The 23,105-nt window shown below is 37.9% G+C and carries 23 protein-coding genes; 13 read left to right on the top strand and 10 right to left on the bottom strand.

The window, feature by feature from the left end; all coding sequences use genetic code 11:
• Window positions 1–17: 17 nt before the first annotated feature.
• Both I8T81_RS18580 and ubiG read right to left on the bottom strand, forming a co-directional pair.
• Entirely contained in the window at window positions 18–719 is a 702-nt protein-coding gene (locus I8T81_RS18580) for an HAD family hydrolase (RefSeq protein ID WP_077169762.1), read from the bottom strand.
• Window positions 716–1,429, bottom strand: a complete 714-nt coding sequence (gene ubiG / locus I8T81_RS18575; RefSeq protein ID WP_019457900.1) for a bifunctional 2-polyprenyl-6-hydroxyphenol methylase/3-demethylubiquinol 3-O-methyltransferase UbiG — start codon at window positions 1,427–1,429, stop codon at window positions 716–718. Before ubiG ends, I8T81_RS18580 begins: the two co-directional genes overlap by 4 nt.
• Window positions 1,430–1,609: 180 nt before the next feature.
• Between ubiG and I8T81_RS18570 the strand changes: the two genes are divergently transcribed.
• Window positions 1,610–2,227: a thiol:disulfide interchange protein DsbA/DsbL gene (locus tag I8T81_RS18570; protein WP_019457901.1), complete on the top strand. Its 618-nt coding sequence runs from the start codon at window positions 1,610–1,612 to the stop codon at window positions 2,225–2,227.
• 81 nt (window positions 2,228–2,308) lie between these two features.
• On the opposite strand, the gene I8T81_RS18565 is transcribed toward I8T81_RS18570, so the two are convergent.
• The gene (locus I8T81_RS18565) at window positions 2,309–2,956 is read right to left on the bottom strand and encodes a TetR/AcrR family transcriptional regulator (RefSeq protein ID WP_019457902.1); all 648 of its coding nucleotides are present in this window, start codon (window positions 2,954–2,956) and stop codon (window positions 2,309–2,311) included.
• A gap of 138 nt (window positions 2,957–3,094) precedes the next feature.
• A complete protein-coding gene (locus I8T81_RS18560) occupies window positions 3,095–3,733 on the bottom strand; it encodes a TetR family transcriptional regulator (RefSeq protein ID WP_198071836.1) in 639 nt (212 codons plus the stop codon).
• A gap of 173 nt (window positions 3,734–3,906) precedes the next feature.
• On the opposite strand from I8T81_RS18560, the gene I8T81_RS18555 reads away from it, so the two are divergent.
• The 6 genes from I8T81_RS18555 to I8T81_RS18535 all read left to right on the top strand — a co-directional run bounded on the left by I8T81_RS18555 (window position 3,907) and on the right by I8T81_RS18535 (window position 10,013).
• Entirely contained in the window at window positions 3,907–4,932 is a 1,026-nt protein-coding gene (locus I8T81_RS18555; RefSeq protein ID WP_198071835.1) for a ferredoxin reductase, read from the top strand.
• A gap of 30 nt (window positions 4,933–4,962) precedes the next feature.
• Entirely contained in the window at window positions 4,963–6,105 is a 1,143-nt protein-coding gene (locus I8T81_RS18550; RefSeq protein ID WP_198072790.1) for a fatty acid desaturase family protein, read from the top strand.
• Between the two features lie 157 nt (window positions 6,106–6,262).
• The gene (rph, locus tag I8T81_RS18545) at window positions 6,263–6,979 is read left to right on the top strand and encodes a ribonuclease PH (RefSeq protein ID WP_004706096.1); all 717 of its coding nucleotides are present in this window, start codon (window positions 6,263–6,265) and stop codon (window positions 6,977–6,979) included.
• 134 nt (window positions 6,980–7,113) lie between these two features.
• A complete protein-coding gene (locus I8T81_RS19040; protein ID WP_265091520.1) occupies window positions 7,114–7,248 on the top strand; it encodes a hypothetical protein in 135 nt (44 codons plus the stop codon).
• Window positions 7,249–7,268: 20 nt separating this feature from the next.
• Window positions 7,269–9,437 (top strand): phosphocholine-specific phospholipase C, encoded by a 2,169-nt coding sequence (locus I8T81_RS18540; protein ID WP_198071834.1) that lies wholly within the window; start codon window positions 7,269–7,271, stop codon window positions 9,435–9,437.
• 408 nt (window positions 9,438–9,845) lie between these two features.
• Window positions 9,846–10,013: an ABZJ_00068 family colistin stress protein gene (locus tag I8T81_RS18535; RefSeq protein WP_004706093.1), complete on the top strand. Its 168-nt coding sequence runs from the start codon at window positions 9,846–9,848 to the stop codon at window positions 10,011–10,013.
• Here the strand turns inward: I8T81_RS18535 and nadC are convergent.
• Window positions 10,010–10,855 (bottom strand): carboxylating nicotinate-nucleotide diphosphorylase, encoded by an 846-nt coding sequence (nadC, locus tag I8T81_RS18530; RefSeq protein ID WP_019457906.1) that lies wholly within the window; start codon window positions 10,853–10,855, stop codon window positions 10,010–10,012. The two genes, I8T81_RS18535 and nadC, sit on opposite strands and share 4 nt — an antisense overlap.
• Before the next feature lie 171 nt (window positions 10,856–11,026).
• On the opposite strand from nadC, the gene ampD reads away from it, so the two are divergent.
• Window positions 11,027–11,596, top strand: coding sequence for a 1,6-anhydro-N-acetylmuramyl-L-alanine amidase AmpD (gene ampD, locus I8T81_RS18525; RefSeq protein WP_198071833.1), 570 nt, complete (start codon window positions 11,027–11,029; stop codon window positions 11,594–11,596).
• A 74-nt stretch (window positions 11,597–11,670) separates the two neighbouring features.
• Window positions 11,671–13,221: a murein biosynthesis integral membrane protein MurJ gene (gene murJ, locus I8T81_RS18520; protein ID WP_171057788.1), complete on the top strand. Its 1,551-nt coding sequence runs from the start codon at window positions 11,671–11,673 to the stop codon at window positions 13,219–13,221.
• Between the two features lie 49 nt (window positions 13,222–13,270).
• On the opposite strand, the gene I8T81_RS18515 is transcribed toward murJ, so the two are convergent.
• From I8T81_RS18515 to I8T81_RS18495, 5 genes are all read right to left on the bottom strand, one after another.
• Window positions 13,271–13,966, bottom strand: a complete 696-nt coding sequence (locus tag I8T81_RS18515; protein ID WP_019457909.1) for an FKBP-type peptidyl-prolyl cis-trans isomerase — start codon at window positions 13,964–13,966, stop codon at window positions 13,271–13,273.
• A gap of 48 nt (window positions 13,967–14,014) precedes the next feature.
• Window positions 14,015–14,737: an FKBP-type peptidyl-prolyl cis-trans isomerase gene (locus I8T81_RS18510; RefSeq protein ID WP_004706085.1), complete on the bottom strand. Its 723-nt coding sequence runs from the start codon at window positions 14,735–14,737 to the stop codon at window positions 14,015–14,017.
• Window positions 14,738–14,929: 192 nt separating this feature from the next.
• Complete coding sequence (locus I8T81_RS18505) at window positions 14,930–17,125, bottom strand: polysaccharide biosynthesis tyrosine autokinase (protein ID WP_198071832.1); 2,196 nt, start codon at window positions 17,123–17,125, stop codon at window positions 14,930–14,932.
• Window positions 17,126–17,146: 21 nt separating this feature from the next.
• The gene (locus tag I8T81_RS18500; RefSeq protein WP_198071831.1) at window positions 17,147–17,575 is read right to left on the bottom strand and encodes a low molecular weight protein-tyrosine-phosphatase; all 429 of its coding nucleotides are present in this window, start codon (window positions 17,573–17,575) and stop codon (window positions 17,147–17,149) included.
• Between the two features lies 1 nt (window position 17,576).
• Window positions 17,577–18,719, bottom strand: a complete 1,143-nt coding sequence (locus tag I8T81_RS18495; protein ID WP_198071830.1) for a polysaccharide biosynthesis/export family protein — start codon at window positions 18,717–18,719, stop codon at window positions 17,577–17,579.
• A 162-nt stretch (window positions 18,720–18,881) separates the two neighbouring features.
• On the opposite strand from I8T81_RS18495, the gene tviB reads away from it, so the two are divergent.
• Genes tviB through rfbA form a run of 4 tightly spaced genes read left to right on the top strand, consistent with a single transcriptional unit; the run spans window position 18,882 to window position 23,073 of the window.
• Complete coding sequence (gene tviB, locus I8T81_RS18490) at window positions 18,882–20,159, top strand: Vi polysaccharide biosynthesis UDP-N-acetylglucosamine C-6 dehydrogenase TviB (RefSeq protein ID WP_068535285.1); 1,278 nt, start codon at window positions 18,882–18,884, stop codon at window positions 20,157–20,159.
• A 22-nt stretch (window positions 20,160–20,181) separates the two neighbouring features.
• Complete coding sequence (gene rfbB, locus I8T81_RS18485; RefSeq protein ID WP_068535282.1) at window positions 20,182–21,258, top strand: dTDP-glucose 4,6-dehydratase; 1,077 nt, start codon at window positions 20,182–20,184, stop codon at window positions 21,256–21,258.
• 16 nt (window positions 21,259–21,274) lie between these two features.
• Entirely contained in the window at window positions 21,275–22,180 is a 906-nt protein-coding gene (gene rfbD, locus I8T81_RS18480; protein WP_198071829.1) for a dTDP-4-dehydrorhamnose reductase, read from the top strand.
• Window positions 22,180–23,073 carry a glucose-1-phosphate thymidylyltransferase RfbA gene (gene rfbA / locus I8T81_RS18475; protein ID WP_198071828.1) on the top strand — a complete coding sequence of 298 codons (894 nt, stop codon included), beginning with the start codon at window positions 22,180–22,182 and terminating at the stop codon, window positions 23,071–23,073. The genes rfbD and rfbA overlap by 1 nt, the downstream gene beginning before the upstream one ends.
• Window positions 23,074–23,105: the final 32 nt, after the last annotated feature.

Genomic DNA, 23,105 nt, shown 5'->3' with positions numbered 1-23,105 from the left:
CCTGTAAAACTCTTGTGTTAACCTATCATACGCTGATTTTCCTGTAGAGCAGGAAGCTTTTGACGTAACATCTCGTGTAATTCTGTCACCGTATTTACAATCGAGTCGGCTTGCCAAGCAGCTAAATCATCACGATGTTCGATAGGTAAATAACCGTATGCTGCCAAGATCGTATACATATCGGCATTGCGACCAGCATCAATATCACGTGGATGATCACCCACATAAATAATTTCATTTGCTGGTATATTTAACTGCTTTGCAGCCAAATACATTGGTTCAGGGTCTGGCTTGGTTTTAGAAACGTCTTCTGGACACACTAGAACTGCACAGCGTTCAGTCAGATTTAATTTATCTAACAATGACTCACTTAAACCACGTGGTTTATTGGTCACAATACCCCACGGAATTTGCTGAGCTTCTAACTCTTCTAAAAGTGGATACATGCCTTCAAACAGGTCTGTATCAACGACAATATTATTGCCATAAATATCTAAAAAGTTTTGTCGATGCGCCAAGAAAATTGGATTGGCTACATCCAGTTCTGGATAAACCAATTTGACCATCGCTCGTGCGCCCTCAGAAACCTGAGTACGGATGAGGTCTGCATCAACTACAGGGCGTCTTGCATCACGACACATTTGTTGAATAATACGAATAAAATCGGCAGCCGTGTCGATGAGAGTGCCGTCTAAATCAAATAAAACAGCTTTCATCATGCACCTGTATTTACTGTATGAACCATATAGTTAACATCAACATTTGGCGCTAACCAGTAATGCTTGGTAAGCGGGTTGTAGTGCAAGCCTGTCATTTCTTTTAAAGTTAAGCCTGCATTACGAATGTCATGTGCCATTTCTGAAGGGCGAATGAACTTGTGATAATCATGCGTGCCCTTTGGAAGCATGCGTAATACGTATTCAGCACCAATAATCGCAAATAAATATGACTTTGGGTTACGGTTAATGGTCGAGAAAAACACATGACCACCTGGCTTCACTAAAGCCTGACATGCTTTAACAATAGATGCTGGATCAGGAACGTGTTCCATCATTTCCATGCAAGTGACCACATCGTATTGACCTGCTTGCTCTTGAGCCAATTCTTCAACTGGAATTTGGCGATATTCAATATTTTGAACATTGTCTTGCTGAGCATGCAAACGACCTACAGCTAAAGGTGCTTCACCCATATCAATACCGAGTACATCTGCACCACGGCGAGCCATGCTTTCAGCTAAAATACCGCCACCGCAGCCAACATCAAGTACTTTTTTGCCTGCAAGACCACCAACACGTTCATCAATCCAGTTTAAACGTAATGGGTTAATTTGATGAAGTGGGCGAAATTCAGAATGTTGATCCCACCATTTGGCAGCAAGTGCTTCAAACTTTGCGATTTCTTGTAAATCAACATTCAATTGCGACATGGTGCTACCTCTAAACTTGAGTTATCTTTTTGGATGTAGTTCGCCGTTAGTGTAGCGATTATTGGGAAAAAAGCGATAAACCCAATAAAAAACTTCACAGAAGCAAAACGAATTTAGCATATTTGTTTTATATTTAGAGCATAAGCTAATGCATAACAACTTAGAGGAAAAGCTGTAGCAATGAAAAAATTGGTTTTGGGTGGTTTGAGTGCAGCAATTATGGCCGTATCGGGTAGTGCAATGGCAGCAGATTTCGTTGCTGGTAAAGACTACACCGTGATTGCCAATCCAGGCAAAGTGGAAGTACCGGGGAAAATCGAAGTACGTGAGTTCTTTTGGTATGGTTGTCCGCACTGTTTTAAACTTGAACCACATATGCAAACGTGGTTAAAACAAATTCCTAATGATGTACGTTTTGTACGTACACCAGCTGCTATGAACAAAGTATGGGAACAAGGGGCACGTACTTATTATACATCTGAGGCATTAGGTGTTCGTAAGCGCACACATTTACCATTATTCCATGCCATTCAGGTGAATGGTCAGCAGATTTTTGATCAGGCTTCTGCGGCTAAATTCTTCACGCGCTATGGTGTACCTGAAGAGAAATTTAACAGTACTTATAACTCATTTGCCGTAACTGCAAAAGTTGCTGAGTCGAATAAACTTGCTCAACAGTACCAATTAACAGGTGTTCCTGCTGTGGTCGTAAATGGTAAATATGTTGTACAGGGTGAAGATGGTAAAGTGACCCAAGTACTTAACTACTTAATTGAGAAAGAACGTAAAGCAAAATAATTTTGATTGCGTTAGAAAAAGGGCTCCATTAGGAGCCCTTTTTTAATATTTAATTACTTTCACAATCACGAAATAATTCAATTAATTTTGATGATTTTCATCTTCGATTTGGAAATTTAGTGCATCAAAATTGGTGGTTTGTGTTGGTAACGACAATGCCTGATTAATATATAAATTAATGAGTTTTTGGCGAGAACCAATTGAACGCTGATAATACGTTGAGTTTAGAAGCAGTGATGCGCCATAAGTCAGTGACCAGATATATGATAAATAATCACGAATCGACATATCGTAGTTCAATGATTTTAAATAATTTTCAGTAATATCTTTAATCGCTAAAATACGTTGCTGACGAATTTCATAAAGCTCTTCAAAGAGGTGTTTCAACTTAGACTCTGTCATGGTCAGATTTTCTTCAAGTTGATGCAATAGAATCGTTTTGCCCGGTGTGAGCAAATGATGCAGCATGTAACGGGGTGCATACTCTTTAAAGTCGGTATTATATTTTTGAGAAATTTCTAAAATTTGTTTTTCATTTTGAATAATGAGTTCAAGTAGAAGTTCATTTTTACTTCTAAAGTGCTTATAAAGCGTACCTTTTGCAATATCTAGCTCGGCCACTAATTCATCTAGAGTAATTTCCTGATTGTTTTCTAGTAACAATTTTTCTGCAACGCTTAGAATCTTTTCTTTGCGCATTAAAAACTGTGTATGACGATCAAGATTCATAGGTATTCCCACACCAGTTTGGCCTAACGAATAGTTTACTTCCTGTAAAAAAGAAAAAGACTTTTCTCGAAATTTTGAGCCTTTTTCTTTCTCTGTTTACGTATTACCACATAACCTGTTTTTTGTCATTTGCCGCTTCTATCGTTCCCAGTTCGCAATCCCTCTAAACAGTAAGCGAACTTGTGTAGATGCGTTTTCAATAAAGGCAGTTTGTTGCTGCTTGAGCTGTTCACCTTGATATTGTTTGGTGAGGTTGAGCCACGTCATTGCCCATGTAAATGACATATTAGTCAAAATGGTAGATAAGACATTTAAATCTTGAGGGTTTTGAATATGTTTAAAATTTTCGAGCTTAGTCAGATCTGTTGTTAAGTCTTCAATCAGAAATTCGATTTCTCGAGCAATCGCTGCACGAACCGTTTCTGAACCGCCCCAACGTTCAGCAATCATAAATTGCCACTGTTTAGGGCTATGATTCACTGCCTGCACAAATAGCTCAATGCTGGTTTGGGTTTTAGCGGATTTATGTTGTAAATAACTTTGTCCAAGTTGATGTAAAACGCTTTTTAAATGTAGCGCGACTTGATCGACTAGTTCTTTACCGAGTTCATCCATGTCTTGAAAATGGCGATAAAACGCTGTTGGTACCAAACCAACTTCACGTGCAACTTCACGCAAACTGATACTACTGAACGAACGCCCAGACGTACTTAAATGCAAGGCTGCATCGAGAAGTGCCTGACGACTTTGCTGTTTTCGTTCATCCCGTATCGACATTAAAAGAACCTATTTAAACCGTGAGCCAAAGTCTAACAAAAAAGAGCAAACTTTCATAAAAAAAATAGTGAACAAGTGTTGACTGAGTGAACACTTACAAATATAGTGTACATATGTTCACTATATGAACATGTGTTCACTCAAATAAATAGCCAGAAACAAAAGAGGAACGTATGAACGCAACACTTAACTATCAACCACATTGGGTTCGAGAAGATTTCGTTGATTTTGTTTTGCAAAAAATTAATGTGTCTTGGGCTTGGAAAAGGGTACTTGCAGAAGTTACCGAAGTTCAGCCACTTCATACCGATATGGTGCTGATCAAGCTTAAACCGAATCGTAATTTTAATTTCGATCAGGTTTGTGCAGGTCAAAGTATTTTACTGACTTTACTTATCGATGGCGTTTACCAACAACGTAGTTATTCAATTATTGAAGTAACCACTCAAGGTGAAATTGCTTTAGGTATTAAAGTACAAGGCTTGGTATCTCGCGCAGCTCAACTTTTACATGTGGGTGAGTGTGTTGAAATTTCACAGCCACAAGGTGAGTTCACTTTGCATCAAGGCCAGCAGCCCGCGACTTTAATTGCATCAGGAAGCGGTATTACTGCAATTTATTCACTCTTGCAGCAAGCTTTGAAACAGCAGCTTGAACAAATTCATGTGATTTATTTTAATCGTGCGGAAATTTTTCATGCTGAACTAAAAGCTTTGGCAGAGCAGTACCCACAGTTTCAGTATCATTTTTTTAATACCACCGAGCAAAAGCAGCATTTAACCGAAAGCCTGCTACAAAAGCTGGTTCCTGACTTTGCGCAGACTGCGACCTATGTGTGTGGACACCACGGCATGATGCAGCAGGCGAATGAAATTTATGCACAAAAGGATGCTCAGTCACAGCTTCATCAAGAGTATTTTCAGCCACTTCAAGTGACGGGAACTCATACCGCACAGCCTGTTATTTTCCGCCGTGCCCAACACGAGTTTTTAGCTGAAACAAATTTACTGAGCAGTGCAGAGCAAGCAGGACTACGTCCGCAACATGGCTGCCGTATGGGTGTTTGCAATAAATGCAGTTGTACCAAAGTGAGCGGGGTCACTCAAAATCTGTTAACAGGTGAAATTGAAGACCAACCGAATCGTCCAATTAAACTATGCGTGAGCCAGGCATTAAGCCCAGTCACGATTGATCTATAAAAAGAATTAAAGAGGATTAACCCTATGAATATGGCATTAGAATTTTCTACCGTTTCTAAATCTGCTCATTTAACACCTGAACAGACTGAAGAGTTTGGTCGCCGTGTTGAACAGATTCGTCAAGAAGTGATGCACAGTCTTGGTGAACAAGACGCAAAATATATCTACAAAGTGCGTAATTTTGTTCGCTATACCGAAATCGCATCGCGTGGCATGTTGATGTTTGGTGGCTGGATTCCACCTGTCTGGTTATTGGGAACAGGCTTATTAGGCATTTCTAAAATTGTAGAAAATATGGAACTTGGTCATAACGTTATGCATGGTCAGTTTGATTGGTTAAATGAACCAAGCCTGAACGGTAATACTTATGATTGGGATACCATTGCATCGGGTGATGACTGGCGTGAAACACATAACTATGTGCACCATACCTATACCAATATTGTAGGTAAAGACCATGATGTGGGTTATGGCCTTTTACGAGTAAGTGACCAACAAAAGTGGGAACCTCGCCACCTGTTCAATATTCCACTCGGTCTACAGTTAATGTTTTTCTTTGAATGGTATGTAGGTGTACAAAACTTACATCTTGAAGATGCATTAGTTTATAAAACCAAGAGCTGGAAACAGGTTTGGAAAGATTCGGCTAAATTGCGTAAAAAAGCAACGCGCCAAGTTTTAAAAGACTATGTGTTTTTCCCTGTGATCTCTGGTCCTATGTTTTTACCAGTTTTTGCAGGAAATGTCGTTGCCAATATTATTCGTAACCTCTGGTCATCTGCTGTGATCTTTAATGGTCACTTTACTGAAGATGCAGAAACGTTTGAGCCGGACAATACCGACACTGAAACTAAGGCAGAGTGGTATTTGCGCCAGATTCGTGGTTCGAGTAATTTTAGTGGCACAGAGTGGATGCACTTTATGAGTGGTAACTTAAGTCATCAAATTGAGCACCATTTATTTCCGGACATGCCAGCTAACCGCTATAAAGAAGTGGCACCGAAAATTAAGGCACTTTGCGCAGAATACGGTATTCACTACAACGAAGCGAGCTTTATGCGCCAGTTCTGGAGTGTATGGGTACGTTTAGCAAAATGCTCATTACCAAACCAAACTACTGGAAAAGTGATGCAGACATTCGAAAAGTTAAAAGCAAAATTCAAATTTGCCTAATAGAAAGCCCAATAAATAGCTCCTAAAAGGGGCTATTTTTATTTTTAAGTCATGAAAAGTGCAGACTTACATTTCAACGTAGGGAATAAACTCAACCTGTCAAAATCCTTTGCTATACTATGCCCAAGTTTGTATTTAAGAGAATTTAGGAAGGATTATGCGTATTGACCAACGTGCATTAGACCAATTACGTGAAGTGAAAATTACACGAAACTACACCCGTTATGCTGAAGGTTCTGTGCTGGTCGAATTTGGTCACACCAAAGTCCTTTGTACTGCAAGCATTGATAATTCAGTGCCACGCTTTTTAAAAGGCCAAGGCCAAGGCTGGGTAACAGCAGAGTATGGCATGTTACCGCGTTCAACACATTCTCGTTGTGACCGTGAAGCTGCTCGTGGTAAACAAACTGGTCGTACTCAAGAAATCCAACGCCTGATTGGCCGTAGCTTACGTGCGATGGTTGATTTGAAAAAGTTGGGTGAAAATACCATTACCATCGACTGCGATGTAATTCAGGCAGATGGCGGTACACGTACAGCTTCAATCACTGGTGCTGCTGTAGCATTGGTTGATGCGATGAATGTTTTACTTGCACAGAAAAAAATTAAGCATGATCCACTTAAAGGTTTGGTTGCTGCAATTTCTGTAGGTATGTATCAAGATGAAGTGCTTCTTGATCTTTGCTATGAAGAAGATTCGAACTGTCAAACTGACTTAAACGTAGTAATGACACAAGCTGGCGAGTTTATTGAAATTCAAGGTACAGCGGAAGACAAACCGTTTACCCGTGCTCAAAGCAATGCCATGTTAGAAATGGCTGAAAAAGGAATTGCCGAGCTGATTAAAAAGCAACAAGAAGCTTTAGGCTGGTAATTTCAAGTTATCTAAAAAACGCATCTTCGGATGCGTTTTTTTTATGCCTTCATCAAATCGACATAAAAACATCACTTGTCTGTCACCTTTTCACTTTATTAGTAGTTCGCATTTAAACCGTTTGGAAAAAACCAATGCGAAAATTTTCACTTTTATTAATTACATCTTTAGCGCTTATGCTCAGTGCTTGTAACGATGACAACAACTCAGATAATTCATCGCCAACACCACCACCAACCAGCAATTGCAAAATGCACTGTGCACCATAATAAAAATTAAGGATGAAAAAATGAATCGTCGCGAATTTCTTTTAAATTCTACAAAAACTATGTTTGGGACCGCTGCTCTGGCAAGTTTCCCGCTAAGTATTCAAAAAGCGCTGGCTATCGATGCCAAAGTTGAAAGTGGAACTATTCAAGATGTTAAACATATCGTGATTTTGACTCAGGAAAACCGTTCTTTTGATAATTATTTTGGAACGTTAAAAGGTGTGCGTGGTTTTGGTGACCGCTTTACCATACCAATGACAGAAAGCCGCAAAGTTTGGGAGCAATACGATGCTAAGAAAAATAAAGTACTGCCTTACCATCTCGACAGCCGTTTAGGAAATGCTCAGCGCGTTTCAGGAACGCCTCACTCATGGTCAGATGGCCAAGCTGCTTGGGATAATGGTCGAATGAGTGATTGGGTTGCTTATAAAAAGCCGCAATCTATGGGCTACTATAAAAAGCAAGAAGTTGAATATCAATTTGCCTTAGCCAACGCTTTTACCATTTGTGATGCCTATCACTGCGCTATGCATGCAGGGACTAACCCGAACCGTAAGTTTATCTGGACTGGAACGAATGGCCCGACAGGTGCAGGTGTAGCCAGTGTGGTCAACGAATTTGATGGAATTGGTTCATCAACAGAAGGTTATGAATGGACGACGTATCCTGAGCGTTTACAGCAGGCTGGCGTGACATGGAAAGTTTATCAAAACATGCCAGATAACTTTACCGATAATCCTTTAGCTGGTTTCAAGCAATATCGCCGTGCTAACGAGCAATCTGGTCAACCTGTCAGTAATGACACCCCAACATGCCCAGCATACGATGAAAAAATCGATGCAACACAGCCACTTTATAAAGGTATTGCCAATACCATGCCGGATGGTGGTTTTTTAGGAACTTTTAAAGCTGATATTGCACAAGGTAAATTACCGCAAGTGAGTTGGTTAGTTGCTCCAGCAACTTACAGTGAACATCCAGGACCATCGAGTCCAGTACAAGGAGCTTGGTATATTCAGGAAGTATTAAATGCTTTAACTGAAAATGCTGAGTTGTGGAGTCAAACCGTTTTATTGGTAAACTTCGATGAAAATGACGGTTTCTTCGATCATGTTCCTTCACCGAGTGCACCGTCTAAAGATATAAATGGCGTTGTATATGGAAAAACAACTTTAAGCGATCAGCAAGTATCTTATGAATACTTTAATCATCCAGCAGTAGCGACTTCAAAATCTCAACCTAAGCCAGATGGTCGAGTGTATGGGCCGGGTGTGCGTGTTCCTATGTATGTGATTTCACCGTGGAGCCGTGGCGGCTGGGTAAACTCTCAAGTCTTTGACCATACTTCTATTTTACAGTTTTTAGAAAAACGCTTTGGTGTACAAGAACCTAACATTAGCCCATACCGCCGCGCCGTATGTGGTGATTTAACGACAGCATTTAATTTTAAAACACCGAACCTTTTGCCTGTTGCTGAACTAGATGGCAAGAAAACCAAAGCCGAAGCCGATGCGATTCGTGTTGCTCAAGCTTTGTTGCCACAAGTTCCTGTTCCGAGCCAGCAGCAATTTCCTCAGCAGGAAATGGGAATTAGACCATCGCGTGCTTTACCTTATATTTTGCACACCAGTGCCAAAGTTGATGTAGCACAAAAGACTGTAAAGCTGATGTTCTCAAATACAGGCAAACAAGCAGCCGTTTTCCATGTGTATAACCGATTGGACCTAACGTCAATTCCACGCCGTTATATGGTTGAAGCGGGTAAACAGCTTGATGATGTGTGGAATACTATAAATGGACAGTACGATTTATGGGTACTTGGTCCAAATGGTTTCCATCGCGCGTTTAAAGGTAATTTGAGCCAAATCAATCAAACTCAAGCATTACCAGAAATTAGAGTCTGTGTGGAAGAGTGTGATGCGAATTTGTATTTAAAGGTTCGTCACGACGGCAATAAGTCAGTCAAACTTAACGTTAAAGCAAATGCTTATCTACCAAATAAAACATGGAATATAGAAACGAATAGTTCTGAAAAAGAATTAGTTTGGGATATGTCTGAATTTGGTGGTTGGTATGACTTTACGGTGACATTAGCTGATGATGCAACGTTTAGTCGCCGTTTTGCAGGACGTATAGAAACTCAAGAAGATTCAATTTCTGACCCATATATGGGTTATTTAGAGTCTTGAGTTGCTGTAATGGATGAATGATTAAGCTGACGTTTTGAGTTAATAATTTATTTTAAATTAGCTAGCACGACGGAGTCTTATCGTTTATTCATCCAGTGGAAGTAGCTAATTCGTTACTTTGGTTTCGCCCAAAGTAACCAAATGCATTTGTCATCTACAAAACCTGTTCTCTTTCTGCATATATCTGATTTATTGCAAAAACAATATATTTATAGATTTTGGGCAGGTTGTAGATGACACCTAGCACAATCTAAAGTTAGGAAATATAAAGGAAGAGAGGGTAATATCTTGTTGTGTAGAGGAATAATAAAAATAAAGACTTACCTTTTGTAACAGAATCTCCCAAGCTTGGTCATATTTATCTTTTACCTTGGAACTCTAATTTTTTAAAAGTGATGGGGAAAATTTATGCTACAAGGTTTTATTGTATTATTAGCAGTAGTTACTTTTGTTTTAATGGCTGCCGACCCACGAGATAACGGGGCACAAGCGACTCAATCAGCATGGCAAAAAACACAAGCGGCAGACATAACTAAGTCGCAGAAACAAACCAATAACGATGTGGATTTTATTTAAGCATTAAAACGCATAGATAAATCAACAGCTCTGACGTCTTTAGTCAGGACACCCATAGAAATATAGTCGACACCAGTAGTTGCCACTTCACGCAAGTTTTCAATGGTGATATTGCCAGAAGCTTCGAGTTTACAACGTCCAGCTACATGCTTTACGGCATCAATCATTTGTTGCTGACTGAAGTTGTCTAGCATAACAATGTCCGCGCCAGCCTCAAGTGCTTGGTTGAGCTCATCCCAAGTTTCAACTTCGACTTCAACTGGTTTGCCTGGTGCAATTTGGTGTGCTTTTGCAATTGCTTGAGCAATACCACCAGCTGCCATAATATGGTTTTCTTTAATTAAGAACGCATCAAACAAACCAAGACGATGGTTTTGTCCGCCGCCAATAGCAACCGCATATTTTTGTGCAATACGTAAACCCGGTAAAGTTTTACGTGTATCGAGAAGTTTTGTATTTAAACCTTCAAGATGCTGAACATATTCAGCAGTTTTTGTAGCAACAGCAGATAAAGTTTGAATAAAGTTTAAAGCAGGGCGCTCTACCGTCAGTAAGCTACGTGCAGAACCAGCAAGCTTTAAAAAGGCTTCATTTGCAGCAACACGGTCACCTTCTTGTTTTAACCAAGTCACCTGCACAGTGTTGTCATAAGCTGAGATGAGCGCATTCACCCACGGCTGTCCAGCTAAAACCATATCTTCACGGCTAATAATGGTCGCGGTTGCCTGCTCATCTTCAGGCGTGAGCATAGCGGTAATGTCACCGTCCCCAATATCTTCTTGTAATGCTTGTTGAATATTGATTTGAATTGACTGTTCAAGCAAAGACTGAGGTATGCTCATACGGTTTCCATTTTGTCGATGACCCTAAAACTTGCGATATATTAGCACCGTCGACTTTAAAAATAAGCTGTTTTATTCGTTTAATCGCGATAAACAATCGTGCTGACTACTTTGAAAAGCACATAACTGTTTTAAACTAAAACAATTGGCAAGCAATTTATTGGCACCTCAATGAAGCAAATCACACCGTATGAAGTTATAGATGGACAATTAAAAGGGGCGAGACAAGTCCCTTCTCCAAATTTTAACCAGCGTCCGACTGGTACCGAAATTCAAATGATTGTGGTTCATAATATTAGCTTGCCGCCATCTCAATTTGGAGGTGGGTATATTGAGCAGTTTTTTCAAAACAAGTTAGATTGGTCAGTTCATCCTTATTTCCAGACCATTGAGGGAATGCAGGTTTCTACGCATTTGCTGATTTTACGTAGTGGGGAAGTCCTACAGTTTGTTAACTTTAATGATCGGGCATGGCATGCAGGGCGTTCGAGTTATTTAGCTAAAGTTGAGTGCAATGATTATTCAATTGGTATTGAACTTGAAGGAAGTGATGACTTGCCTTTTGAAGAAGTACAGTACAGTGTACTAACTGATGTGGTTGCCGCTATTCGTCAAGCTTATCCAGAAATTAAAAACCATATTGCAGGACATTCAGATATTGCACCGGGCCGAAAAACCGATCCGGGACCTTATTTTAAATGGCAGCACTTTAGACAACTGTTAGCACAGAAAAAAACTTGAGTTCATTCATCATTTCACAACGAAAAGATTTTCTAGTTTCATTACAATAGCGACTTTCGAATATATAGCTGTAGGTGAGTACGATGGCATTGTGGCGATCGACTTTTATTGTCAGTGCGATGACGATGTTGTCACGGGTATTGGGTTTAGTACGAGATGTTGTACTGCTCAACGTGTTTGGTGCGGGTAAAGATTTCGATACCTTTGTCGTTGCTTTTCGTATTCCCAACTTCTTTCGAAGGTTATTTGCAGAAGGAGCTTTCTCGCAAGCCTTTATTCCAGTACTAACCGAATATAAAACAGGTCGATTACATGCTGAAGTTCAAATCCTGATTAGTCGGGTATTTGGTTGTTTGCTTATGGTCATGACTTTACTCACTTTCGTGGCTATGGTCTTAGCACCAGCAATCATCTATATGTATGCGCCTGGTTTCCATAATGACCCTGAAAAATTCGATTTAGCGGTCAGCATGTTCCGTCTGACTATTCCATATTTAATGTTTATGTCACTGACTGCTTTTGCCAGCAGCATCTTAAACAGTTATGGTTCTTTTGCTTCCCCTGCTTTTTCACCTGTATTACTTAATGTCGCAATGATTGCAGGTGCATGGTGGCTTACCCCGTATATGGCTGAGCCTATTAAAGCATTAGGATGGTCGGTTGTCGCAGCAGGTATTTTACAGTTAGCCATACAAATTCCTGAGTTATGGCGTAAAAATCTACTAATTCCACCCAAAGTTGATTTTAAACACGAGGGTGTAGAGCGTATTTTAAAATTAATGCTTCCAGCATTATTTGGTGTGTCTGTGACTCAGATTAACCTATTGTTAAATACGATTTGGGCATCTTTCATGCAAGACGGTTCGGTATCTTGGCTCTACAGTGCAGAGCGTATGACTGAGCTACCTTTAGGTTTAATCGGTGTTGCCATTGGTACAGTGATTTTACCTTCGCTTTCAGCACGCCATGCTGAGCAAGATCAGGAAAAGTTCCGCGGCATGATCGACTGGGCAGCAAGAGTTATTGTGTTGGTTGGTTTGCCAGCAAGTATCGCCTTATTTATGCTTTCTACACCGATTATTCAGGCTTTATTCCAACGTGGCGAATTTGACCTACGTGATACTCAAATGACAGCACTTGCATTGCAATGTATGAGTGCTGGTGTAATTTCTTTTATGCTCATTAAGGTGTTTGCACCAGGCTTCTATGCGCAGCAAGATACTAAAACACCAGTACGTGTAGGTTTAATGTCAGTTGCCGCAAATGCCATTTTAAACGTTGTATTTATTGGATTCTTTAAACTGATCAATTGGCATGCTGAGCATATGGCGCTTGCATTGGCATCTTCTGGCTCAGCTTTGGTAAATGCTGGTTTGCTCTACTTCTATCTACATAAGCGTAATATTTTCCGATTTGGCTCACATTGGAAAAAACTAGCTCTTCAATATGGTTTAGCAAACCTTGCTATGATTGCAGTGCTTTGGTTTGGGTTAAATTGGTATAATGGTGAACTTTCTCAATGGATCCGTATTGCTGAGGTCGCAGGTCTATGCGTAGTAGGTGTAATCGCTTACTTAATGGGCTTACTGATTACAGGTTTTAGACCAAGAGATTTAAAACATTAAAATAAAAAAGCGATCTTAAATGATCGCTTTTTTTTGATCTTAAAAAAACTTATTTTGGCAAAACTTGTAGTAATTCAATATCAAAAATTAAAGTACTATTTGGACCAATACTATCACCAGCGCCTACTTCACCATAAGCAAGTTTAGCTGGAATAAAGAAACGGGTTTTACCGCCTTCTTTCATCGTTTGTAAGCCTTCTGTCCAGCCTGTAATCACCTGATTCAACTGGAAATCGACAGGGTGATTACGTGCAATTGAACTGTCAAAGACAGTTCCGTCGAGTAAACGGCCTTCATAGTTCACTTTTACACGAGAAGTAGCTTTAGGTGTTTTACCAGAACCTTCTTTTAAAACTTGATATTGCAAACCTGATTTTGTTGTAATCACACCAGATTTCTTAGCATTTTCCGCCAGAAAAGCAGCCCCAGCTTGGGCATTTTGTTGTCCTTGCTTTTGAAATTCAACGAGCTGTTTAGCTTCTAAAGTTTTTTTATACTCATTAATCGCTTTCGCCATTTCTTCATCAGTGAGGCGTGCTGACTTGTTCTGAGCACCTTCTTGAAGACCTTGATAAAAGATATCAAGATTTAAATCTGTTAATGCATCAGTATTATTACGTCCCATTAAATAGCCATAACTATAGCTAAACTGATCTTTTGCTGGGCTTTTATTTGTTATCGGCGTGGCAGCAAGAACAGATAAGCTCATTGTTGAAGCTGCAATAACCAAACTAATTTTTTTCATGCCATTTTCCAAAAAACAGGAGAGTATAATTACTCTCCTGGATTGTTATTATTTCACTGAAATGAGTTCTACATCAAAAATCAGTGTACTGTTTGCTGGGATCCCTGGAACTTCTTGTGGACCATATGCAAGGTTTGATGGAATAAAGAAAGTCGCTTTTCCGCCTTCTTTCATAAGTTGAAGACCTTCAGTCCATCCTGGAATCACCTGATTAAGAGGGAACTCGATAGGTTGACCACGTTTATAAGAACTATCAAAAACCTGACCGTTAATTAAACGACCTTCATAATGAACTTTAACAACAGACTGAGCTGTTGGTTGCTTACCAGTACCCTCTTTAGTAATGATATATTGCAAACCTGATGCAGTAGTTTTTACTCCAGCTTTTGTTTTGTTTTCAGCAAGGAATTGTGCATCGGCAGATTCAGCAGATGTGCCAGCTTGCTCTGGTTTGTCTTGGTGCTGCATTTTTTGTTGTAACTCTTTTTCATAAGCTGCAACAGCTGCTTTTAAATCTTCTTGAGTATAAGCACTTGGCTGTTTGCTACGCGCATCATGGATCCCTTGAACAAATGCCTTTGTATCCAGTTCTGGAGGAGTTTGTTGCGCAACTTCATACCCAAGCACATAACTGATTTTTTGAATTGGAGAAGCATTTTTGTCTGCTTTACGTCCAACTTCTGTGGTCGGATGTTGAGTTGCATAATATACAGGTACAAGTGCAGCACCGCCTAAAACTACAGCGACAGCAATGGGTAAGGCTTTACTCATAAAAGGTTCCAAAAATAATCATTTTAGTCTAAAAGGCTGCTTCGATCTTAGCATGCTTCGACTTAAGCATAGAATGTTTAACAAAAAAAACGAGTGGTTTTTTATATATTTTAGTTAGTTTTAATTTGGTGAAACTTAAAAAATTAAATAAAAAACCGGATAACTTGATCCGGTTTTATGAAAACTTGAAACTTAGTCTTCTTTTTGTGCTTTATAGGCATAGGCATAGTTATAACCATAACCACCGCCACTAGAACGTTGAATGTCGTTAAGGATAAAGCCATTCACCTTAACACCAGCTTGTTCAAAACGATTAACGGTTAATTCAAGCTCTTTCATATGAGACTTGATGTAACGGGCAACAATTAAGTTTACGCCAGTATATTGCGAAATAATAATACCGTCGGTTACTGCAAGCACTGGTGGAGTATCAATAATGATATGGTCATATTGGGTCTGGAACTTTTCTAGTAAGTCTTTGAACTGAGTAGAACTCAACATTTCTGATGGATTCGTTGGACTTTTACCACGAGTAATCACATCAAGATTCGCAACTTGAGTTTTATGTAAAACTTGTGTTAAATCAGCTTGGCCACTTAGCAATTCAGAAAGACCAGGCTTCACATCAATATCAAAATATTTATGCATATAACCACGGCGCATATCAGCATCGATTAGTAATACGCGTTTATTCCCTTGTGCAAAAATAGTTGCTAGGTTAGTTGAAATAAAAGATTTACCAACTTCTGGAGAAGGACCTGCAATCATAATAATATTATTTTTTGCTGAGGTTAAAGCGAAGTGGATCGCAGTACGAATACTACGCAAACTTTCAATCGCAATATCATCACTACTCTTAACTGCTAAAATAGGAATACTCTTTTTCTTCTTCAAAATACTCATACGAGTTTCTTGAATAGGAGAGCGAGGTACAGTTGCATAAACTGGTAGATCAAGCTCAGTTTCGATTTGTGTAGAATCTTTAACTCCGCTACGCATCATATTACGTAATAAAGCAATTAATACACCAATAAATCCACCAGCAAGTATAGATAGAGCTAAGATAATTAGTTTGTTTGGTTTAATGGGTTTAACTGGTTCTACAGCAGTATCAATAATGCGGACATTGCCAATTTCACCAGCATTAGCAATTTTGAGCTGTTGATAAGAGTTAAGTAAAGATGTATACAGCTCAGTATTGACTTTAACATCACGATAGAGTTGTAAATATAAACGCTGAGTTTCAGGGAGTTGAGTTAAACGATTATTGAGATCGGCAATCTTTTTATTAATCTCGGCAATTTGCGCATCAATTTGACGGATTAGTGGATGATCATTGGTATATTTAGCAGAAAGCTCAGCTTGCTTTTGTTGTAACTCAATTTTGAGTTTTTCTAAATCAATATTTTGTTTAAGTAATAGCTCTGATTCAGCATTCACATCCACTGTTTTATACTTTTCACGGAACTGATTAAACTTAATCTCAGAATCTTCTAACTGTTTTCTAAGATCTGGTAACTGTTTCTCAAGGAAAGCCAATGTCTGTTTAGATTCTAAAGACTTTCTCTCAATATTTTGTTGATGATAAACATTTAGAACGTTATTGAGCACTTGTGAAATATGCTCTGGATCTTGACCTAAATAGCTTAATCCAATAACACCAGTCATCTTTCCTTTTTCTGCAACACCATAGATATTATTAAAATTTTTAACAGCTGTTGGAAGAGCGGCTTTAGTTAAAGTGAAACTCTGTTTTTTCAAATCACCTTGAGCATTAAGTTGGATCTGCCATAAACCTTTTTCAGTATTTAGTACATTTTTTTGGTTTAACATCCCATTAAATATAACTTGGTCTTTGTAAGTTAAAGTAAATTGATTCTGATCTTTAAACTCTAATTTTAATGGTTTATCTAGATAATATTCAGGTACGATAAGTTTTTTAACTATCAAGCTATTGTTTTGATTAGTATAAATTACAGCATCATGGTGATACTCAAGTTTACTTTTATCTTGTGAAACAAGTTTACCAATCAAACCTAATCTATTATCTTTAATTTTAATATCAAGATTAAGATTATGAATCACTTGTCCTAAAACCATTCTAGAGCGAAGAATCTCTATTTCTGGATCGGCTGGTGATTTTTGCGTTAGGCCACCACTAACTTTGGAAAGATCTCCTAGTAAAGCAGCGGATGCAGCACCTTTACTATCTTCGACTTGTACCATAGCATCTACAGCGTAGATGTCTGGGGTTATACGCAAATATAACAAGGCGCAAATTAAACTTAAGACCACGCAGCATGCTATGATTTTCCACTGTGCAATCAATGAAAAGAATAATTCTTTTAAATCGATGCTATCTTCGCTAGTTTTAGAGTTTTGGTTCATAAATTTACAACTAATATACAATTATAATTGAGTGCGCCAATCTTGCACATAGCTTTGGATGTTGCGGCAAGTCTGATCAAAAAAAGCTTGGTCATGTTGGTAAGGATCAGGAACATTTTGTCCTTGCCAATGGCCAAGTCTAAAAATTTTACCCTTAGCAAATGGCCAAGTTTGTTCAATATGCTTTTGTTGATTATTGCTCATTACCAAAATTAAATCATTTTGTTTGATCAATTCAGCGTTGAGTTGACGAGCTACATGCTGTCTCATATCAATGTTGAGCTGATCCATACAGTGAATTGCTTTATCATCTGCAGTATGTCCTACTAAAGCTGAGATACCAGCAGATGAGATATTTAATGTAGGGTGATGATCTTTTAAAAAGTATTCTGCCATTGGACTGCGGCAAATATTACCCACACAGACTACTAAGATATTTTGTAACTGCATTCTAGTTTTTACCTAATTGATCAAAGGTATAAAGTGCACTTGAGAACGGTACAATTTGGTTCATAATACGTTGCCAGCGTGTTAAACCAGTCGCATCAATATAAACAATGTCATTTTTTTGCATTTGGAATTGATTAGATAGAGCAAGGTTACCAATACTACTCAAATTAAGCTGATAGATTGTTGATCTTTTTGTTTGTAAATCTGTACGCATGACATAAATACGCGCTGCACTTGCCGAGTATGGGTTAACACCTTCACTTTCGCCCAATACATCACTTAATGTCATTCCCTGATCTCGTAATGGAATTGCGGAGCTTTTATTAGACTCACCCATGACATAAAGCTTTTGATTTTGTTTAGTATTTACATAGATCGTATCATTAGGTTGAACTAATAATTTGTGTAGAGAATAGCCTTGTTTTTCAAGTGCAACGACATTTAAGTTATAAACTTCGCCATTACGAATGAGTTGAATATCGGTATTGTCACCAGACTCTTGATTTACACCACCTGCCATACTTAAGGCTGTATAAATACTAATTGGTTGATCATCTAAAGTGTATTGTCCACTTTTCATAACCTGACCATTAACAAAATAGCGTTTGGCTTGGTATGACAAGACTCGAACTACAACATCAGGTGTTTTTAAATACTTAGCAAATTGACTTCGTAAATATTTATTGGTTTCAGCCAGTGTTTTCCCTGCAATATGAACTTGTCCTACAAGTGGTAACTGTACATTTCCTGCAGAATCAATAGGATAGCCAAATGCTTTAATATCAGTAGAGGCTCCTTGAATAGGAGGAGTAATTTCAGGATAAGCCCAAAGTTGAATAGATAAAACATCCCCGGCGCTTAAGCGGTATTGATAAAAAGGAGTATTAAATAAGGCGCTTATGTTTCCTTGAGGACGTAAAACATCAGAACTAATTTTTGGAATATTGTTTTGGGTGAGTTGAACAACAGAGACTTCTGCTCCTTGTTCTGTTTTAAAAGCACCTTGTTCAGGTAAGTCGTAAGTTTGTAAGCCTGAGGTGACTGCACATCCTGTAAACGAAAGTGAAATGGCTAAAAATAATAATGTGCTTTGATGCTTCACATTCAAACCCTTTATTGTTTGTAATCCAATGATACTTTGCATGAAGACATTGGATTGTAGTCTATAATTAACTCAAATCATACTTTATTTGCCAAGCAGTGATTGTATATTTCGAGAAAATTTTGTTTAAAGTCTGCTATATTAACGTAGTAGGTCGTGTCCATGATGTTTCCCCATTTAAAATTAAATGGTTAGGTTTTATATATGTTTCAACTTGAGCAACTAAAAATAGCAATTATCGGCTTAGGGTATGTTGGATTACCTTTAGCAGTTGAATTTGGTAAACATAAACCTACAATCGGATTTGATATAAATGAAAATCGGATATTGGAGTTAAAAAACGGACATGATCATACATTAGAAGTAACCTCAGATGAGTTGAAATACGTACAGCATTTATCGTATACAGCAAATATTGAAGATTTACAGAATTCAAACTTCTTTATTGTCACGGTACCAACACCAATTGACGATTTTAAACAACCAGATTTGACCCCTCTTATAAAAGCATCTCAAAGTATTGCGAAGGTTTTAAAAAAAGGCGATATCGTTGTTTATGAGTCAACGGTTTATCCAGGTGCGACAGAAGAGGTATGCATACCTGAATTAGAAAAATATTCAGGTTTAAAGTTTAACCAAGATTTTTTTGTAGGTTATAGCCCTGAACGTATTAATCCTGGCGATAAACAACGACGTGTCACTAATATTTTAAAAATTACATCAGGTTCAACACCGTTGGTAGCTGATTATATTGATCAAGTTTATAACTTAATCATTGAAGCAGGAACACATAAAGCGCCAACTATTAAAGTTGCTGAAGCTGCAAAAGTCATCGAAAATACACAAAGAGATGTCAATATTGCATTGATCAATGAATTAGCTCTTATTTTTAATAAAATGGGTATTGATACAGAAGATGTGCTTAAAGCAGCGGGTACAAAGTGGAATTTTTTAAATTTTAGACCAGGTTTGGTGGGTGGGCATTGTATTGGTGTTGATCCTTACTACTTAACACATAAAGCCGAGTCGATTGGTTTGCATCCTGAAATCATTTTAGCAGCTCGTCGTTTAAATGATCGTATGGGAGAATATGTTGCAACTCAATTGATCAAAGAAATGGTAAAGAAACGTATCCAAGTTGTCGGGGCACGTATATTAATTTTAGGTTTGAGTTTTAAAGAAAACTGCCCTGATATCCGGAACACCAAAATTGTAGATATGGTGAAAGCACTAAAAGAATACGATTTAGATCTTGATATCTATGATCCTTGGGTAGATAGTGCTGAAGTTGAAGCAGAGTATGGCCTAGCTCCAATTATGGAATTAAAACAAGGTCGGTATGACGCCATCATAATAGCGGTTGCACATGACCAGTTTAAAGAAATGTCTGCACAGGAACTTGTTTCCTTAGGCAAAGAAAAACATGTTTTATATGATTTAAAATATGTTTTAAACAAAGAACAAAGTGATATTCGGCTGTAAAGATTACTAACATAGGAATTTTATGAAAATTTTAGTTACAGGTGGAGCAGGTTTTATTGGTTCTGCTGTTGTTCGTCACATTATCAAAAATACTAATAATGATGTTCTTAATGTTGATAAATTGACATATGCAGGAAATTTAGAATCACTTAAAGAAGTTGACCAAAATTCAAGATATCAATTTTCTCAAACTGATATCTGCGATCGTAAAGCATTAGATGTTTTATTTAAAGATTTTCAGCCAGACTTAGTTATGCATTTAGCTGCAGAATCACACGTTGATCGATCAATTACGGGGTCTGCTGCATTTATTGAAACCAATATTATCGGAACATATCAATTATTAGAAGCTGCACGTCATTATTGGAATAATTTAAGTGACGATAAAAAAACAGCATTCCGTTTTCATCATATTTCAACCGATGAAGTATATGGTGATCTTGAAGGAACTGATGATTTATTTCATGAAACGACATCTTATGCGCCAAGTTCTCCATATTCTGCAAGTAAGGCAAGCTCAGATCATTTAGTACGTGCTTGGAATCGTACTTATGGTTTACCAGTAGTAATTACAAATTGTTCTAATAACTATGGACCATATCACTTCCCAGAAAAATTAATTCCTTTAGTGATATTAAATGCATTAAAAGGGAAAGCTTTACCAATTTATGGTAAAGGTGACCAAGTTCGTGATTGGCTATATGTTGAAGATCATGCACGTGCACTTTATAAAGTTGTTACTGAAGCTACAGTGGGTGAAACTTATAATATTGGTGGCCATAATGAACAAAAAAATATTGATGTCGTAAAATCAATTTGCCAGTTACTTGAGGAACTTGCGCCAAGTAAACCAGAGGGCGTAGACCATTATGTTGATTTAATTACGTATGTCACAGATCGTCCTGGTCATGATCTACGTTATGCAATTGATGCAACGAAAATTAAAGAAGATTTAGGTTGGGTACCAGAAGAAAGTTTTGAAACAGGCCTTCGTAAAACTGTTGAATGGTACTTAAACAACCAAGAATGGGTTGAAAACGTACAAAGCGGTGAATACAAGAACTGGGTACAACAACAATATCAGGCAAAAAAAGCCTAAATTTTGAGTGATAACCATGAAAATATTATTGCTCGGAAAAAATGGACAAGTTGGTTGGGAGTTACAACGCGCTTTGCAACCACTTGGTGAGGTGATTGCGCTTGACCGTTCTACAAGTTTAGATGGTCTAAGTGGCGATTTGGCTAATTTTGATCAAATTAAACAGACTATTGAAAAAGTCCAGCCAAATATAATTGTAAATGCTGCAGCTTATACAGCGGTTGATAAAGCTGAATCAGATCAAGAAAATGCTGATTTAATTAATCATCTCGCTGTCAAAAATCTAGCTGAACTTTGTCAAACTCATCATATTTTACTCATTCACTATTCAACAGATTATGTTTTTAATGGTGAAGGAGCAAAAGCATGGTCTGAGAGTGACTTAACGGATCCAGTAAATTTGTATGGCAATACAAAGCGTCTTGGTGAAATTGCACTTGAGCAAAGTGGCTGTGCTTTTATTAACTTCAGAACATGCTGGGTTTATGGTTCGCATGGTAATAACTTTATAAAAACGATGTTGAAATTAGCTTCAAATCGTGAGGAGCTAAGTATTATTCATGACCAGATTGGTGCGCCTACAGGGGCTGCTCTTATTGCGGATGTAACAGCACAAGCATTAAAGTATTATTCATTAATGGATGCTCAGCAACAAAAAGATTTAATAGGGCATTATCATTTGGCTGCTACTGGTGAATGCTCGTGGTTCGACTATGCACAATTTGTATTTGAGTTAGCTAAACAAAAAGGACAATTTTTAGCAATTCAAAAAGTAAATGCAATTGAAACTACTGCATATCCTACTCCAGCTAAACGACCTTTAAATTCCCGTTTAAATACAAATAAACTACAAGCAAATTTTAAAATACATCTACCGAATTGGAAGTTAGGTGTAGCACAAGTTTTAGAGGAAATTATTTAATGAGCCAAGTAAAACGTAAAGGTATTATTCTTGCTGGTGGTTCAGGAACTCGGTTATACCCAATTACAATGGGTACATCAAAACAATTATTGCCAATTTACGATAAGCCAATGATTTATTATCCATTGTCTGTTTTGATGTTAGCCGGAATTAATGAGATTTTAATTATTTCTACTCCTGAAGACTTACCTAACTATGAAAAACTTTTAGGTACTGGTGAGGAAATTGGTCTAAAACTTTCTTATAAAATTCAGCCATCTCCTGATGGTTTAGCGCAGGCATTTATACTGGGTGAAGAGTTTATAGGTGAAGATAATGTTTGCTTAATTTTAGGTGATAACATTTTCTATGGCCAAAGTTTCGGAACTCAGCTAAAACGTGCAACTGAAAAAGCGACTGGTGCAACTGTATTTGGTTATTATGTAAATGATCCAGAACGTTTTGGAGTTGTTGATTTTGATGAAAATGGAAAAGCTTTAAGTATTGAAGAAAAACCTGAACATCCAAAATCACACTATGCTGTTACGGGTCTTTATTTTTATGACAATAAAGTAGTTGATATTGCGAAAAATATTAAGCCATCACATCGAGGTGAGCTAGAAATTACCGATGTCAATAATGTTTATCTTCAACAAGAAGAGTTGAATGTTGAGTTGTTAGGTCGTGGATTCGCATGGTTAGATACAGGTACGCATGATTCACTGCTTGAAGCAAGTCAGTTTGTACAAACAGTAGAGCATCGTCAAGGTCTAAAAATCGCTTGTTTAGAAGAGATTGCATTTAATAACAGCTGGATTGATGAAAAACAACTGCTTAAACGTGCAAACTTCTTTAAAAAAACAGGATATGGTCAATATTTACTTAAATTGCATGCTGAGCATCAAAAAAAGTGATGTTCCCATAGTAACTTATAGTTGGTTGTAAA

This window comes from Acinetobacter seifertii, assembly GCF_016064815.1.
Taxonomy (GTDB): Bacteria; Pseudomonadota; Gammaproteobacteria; order Pseudomonadales; family Moraxellaceae; genus Acinetobacter; species Acinetobacter seifertii.
This window is presented reverse-complemented; position numbering and strand designations above follow the sequence as displayed.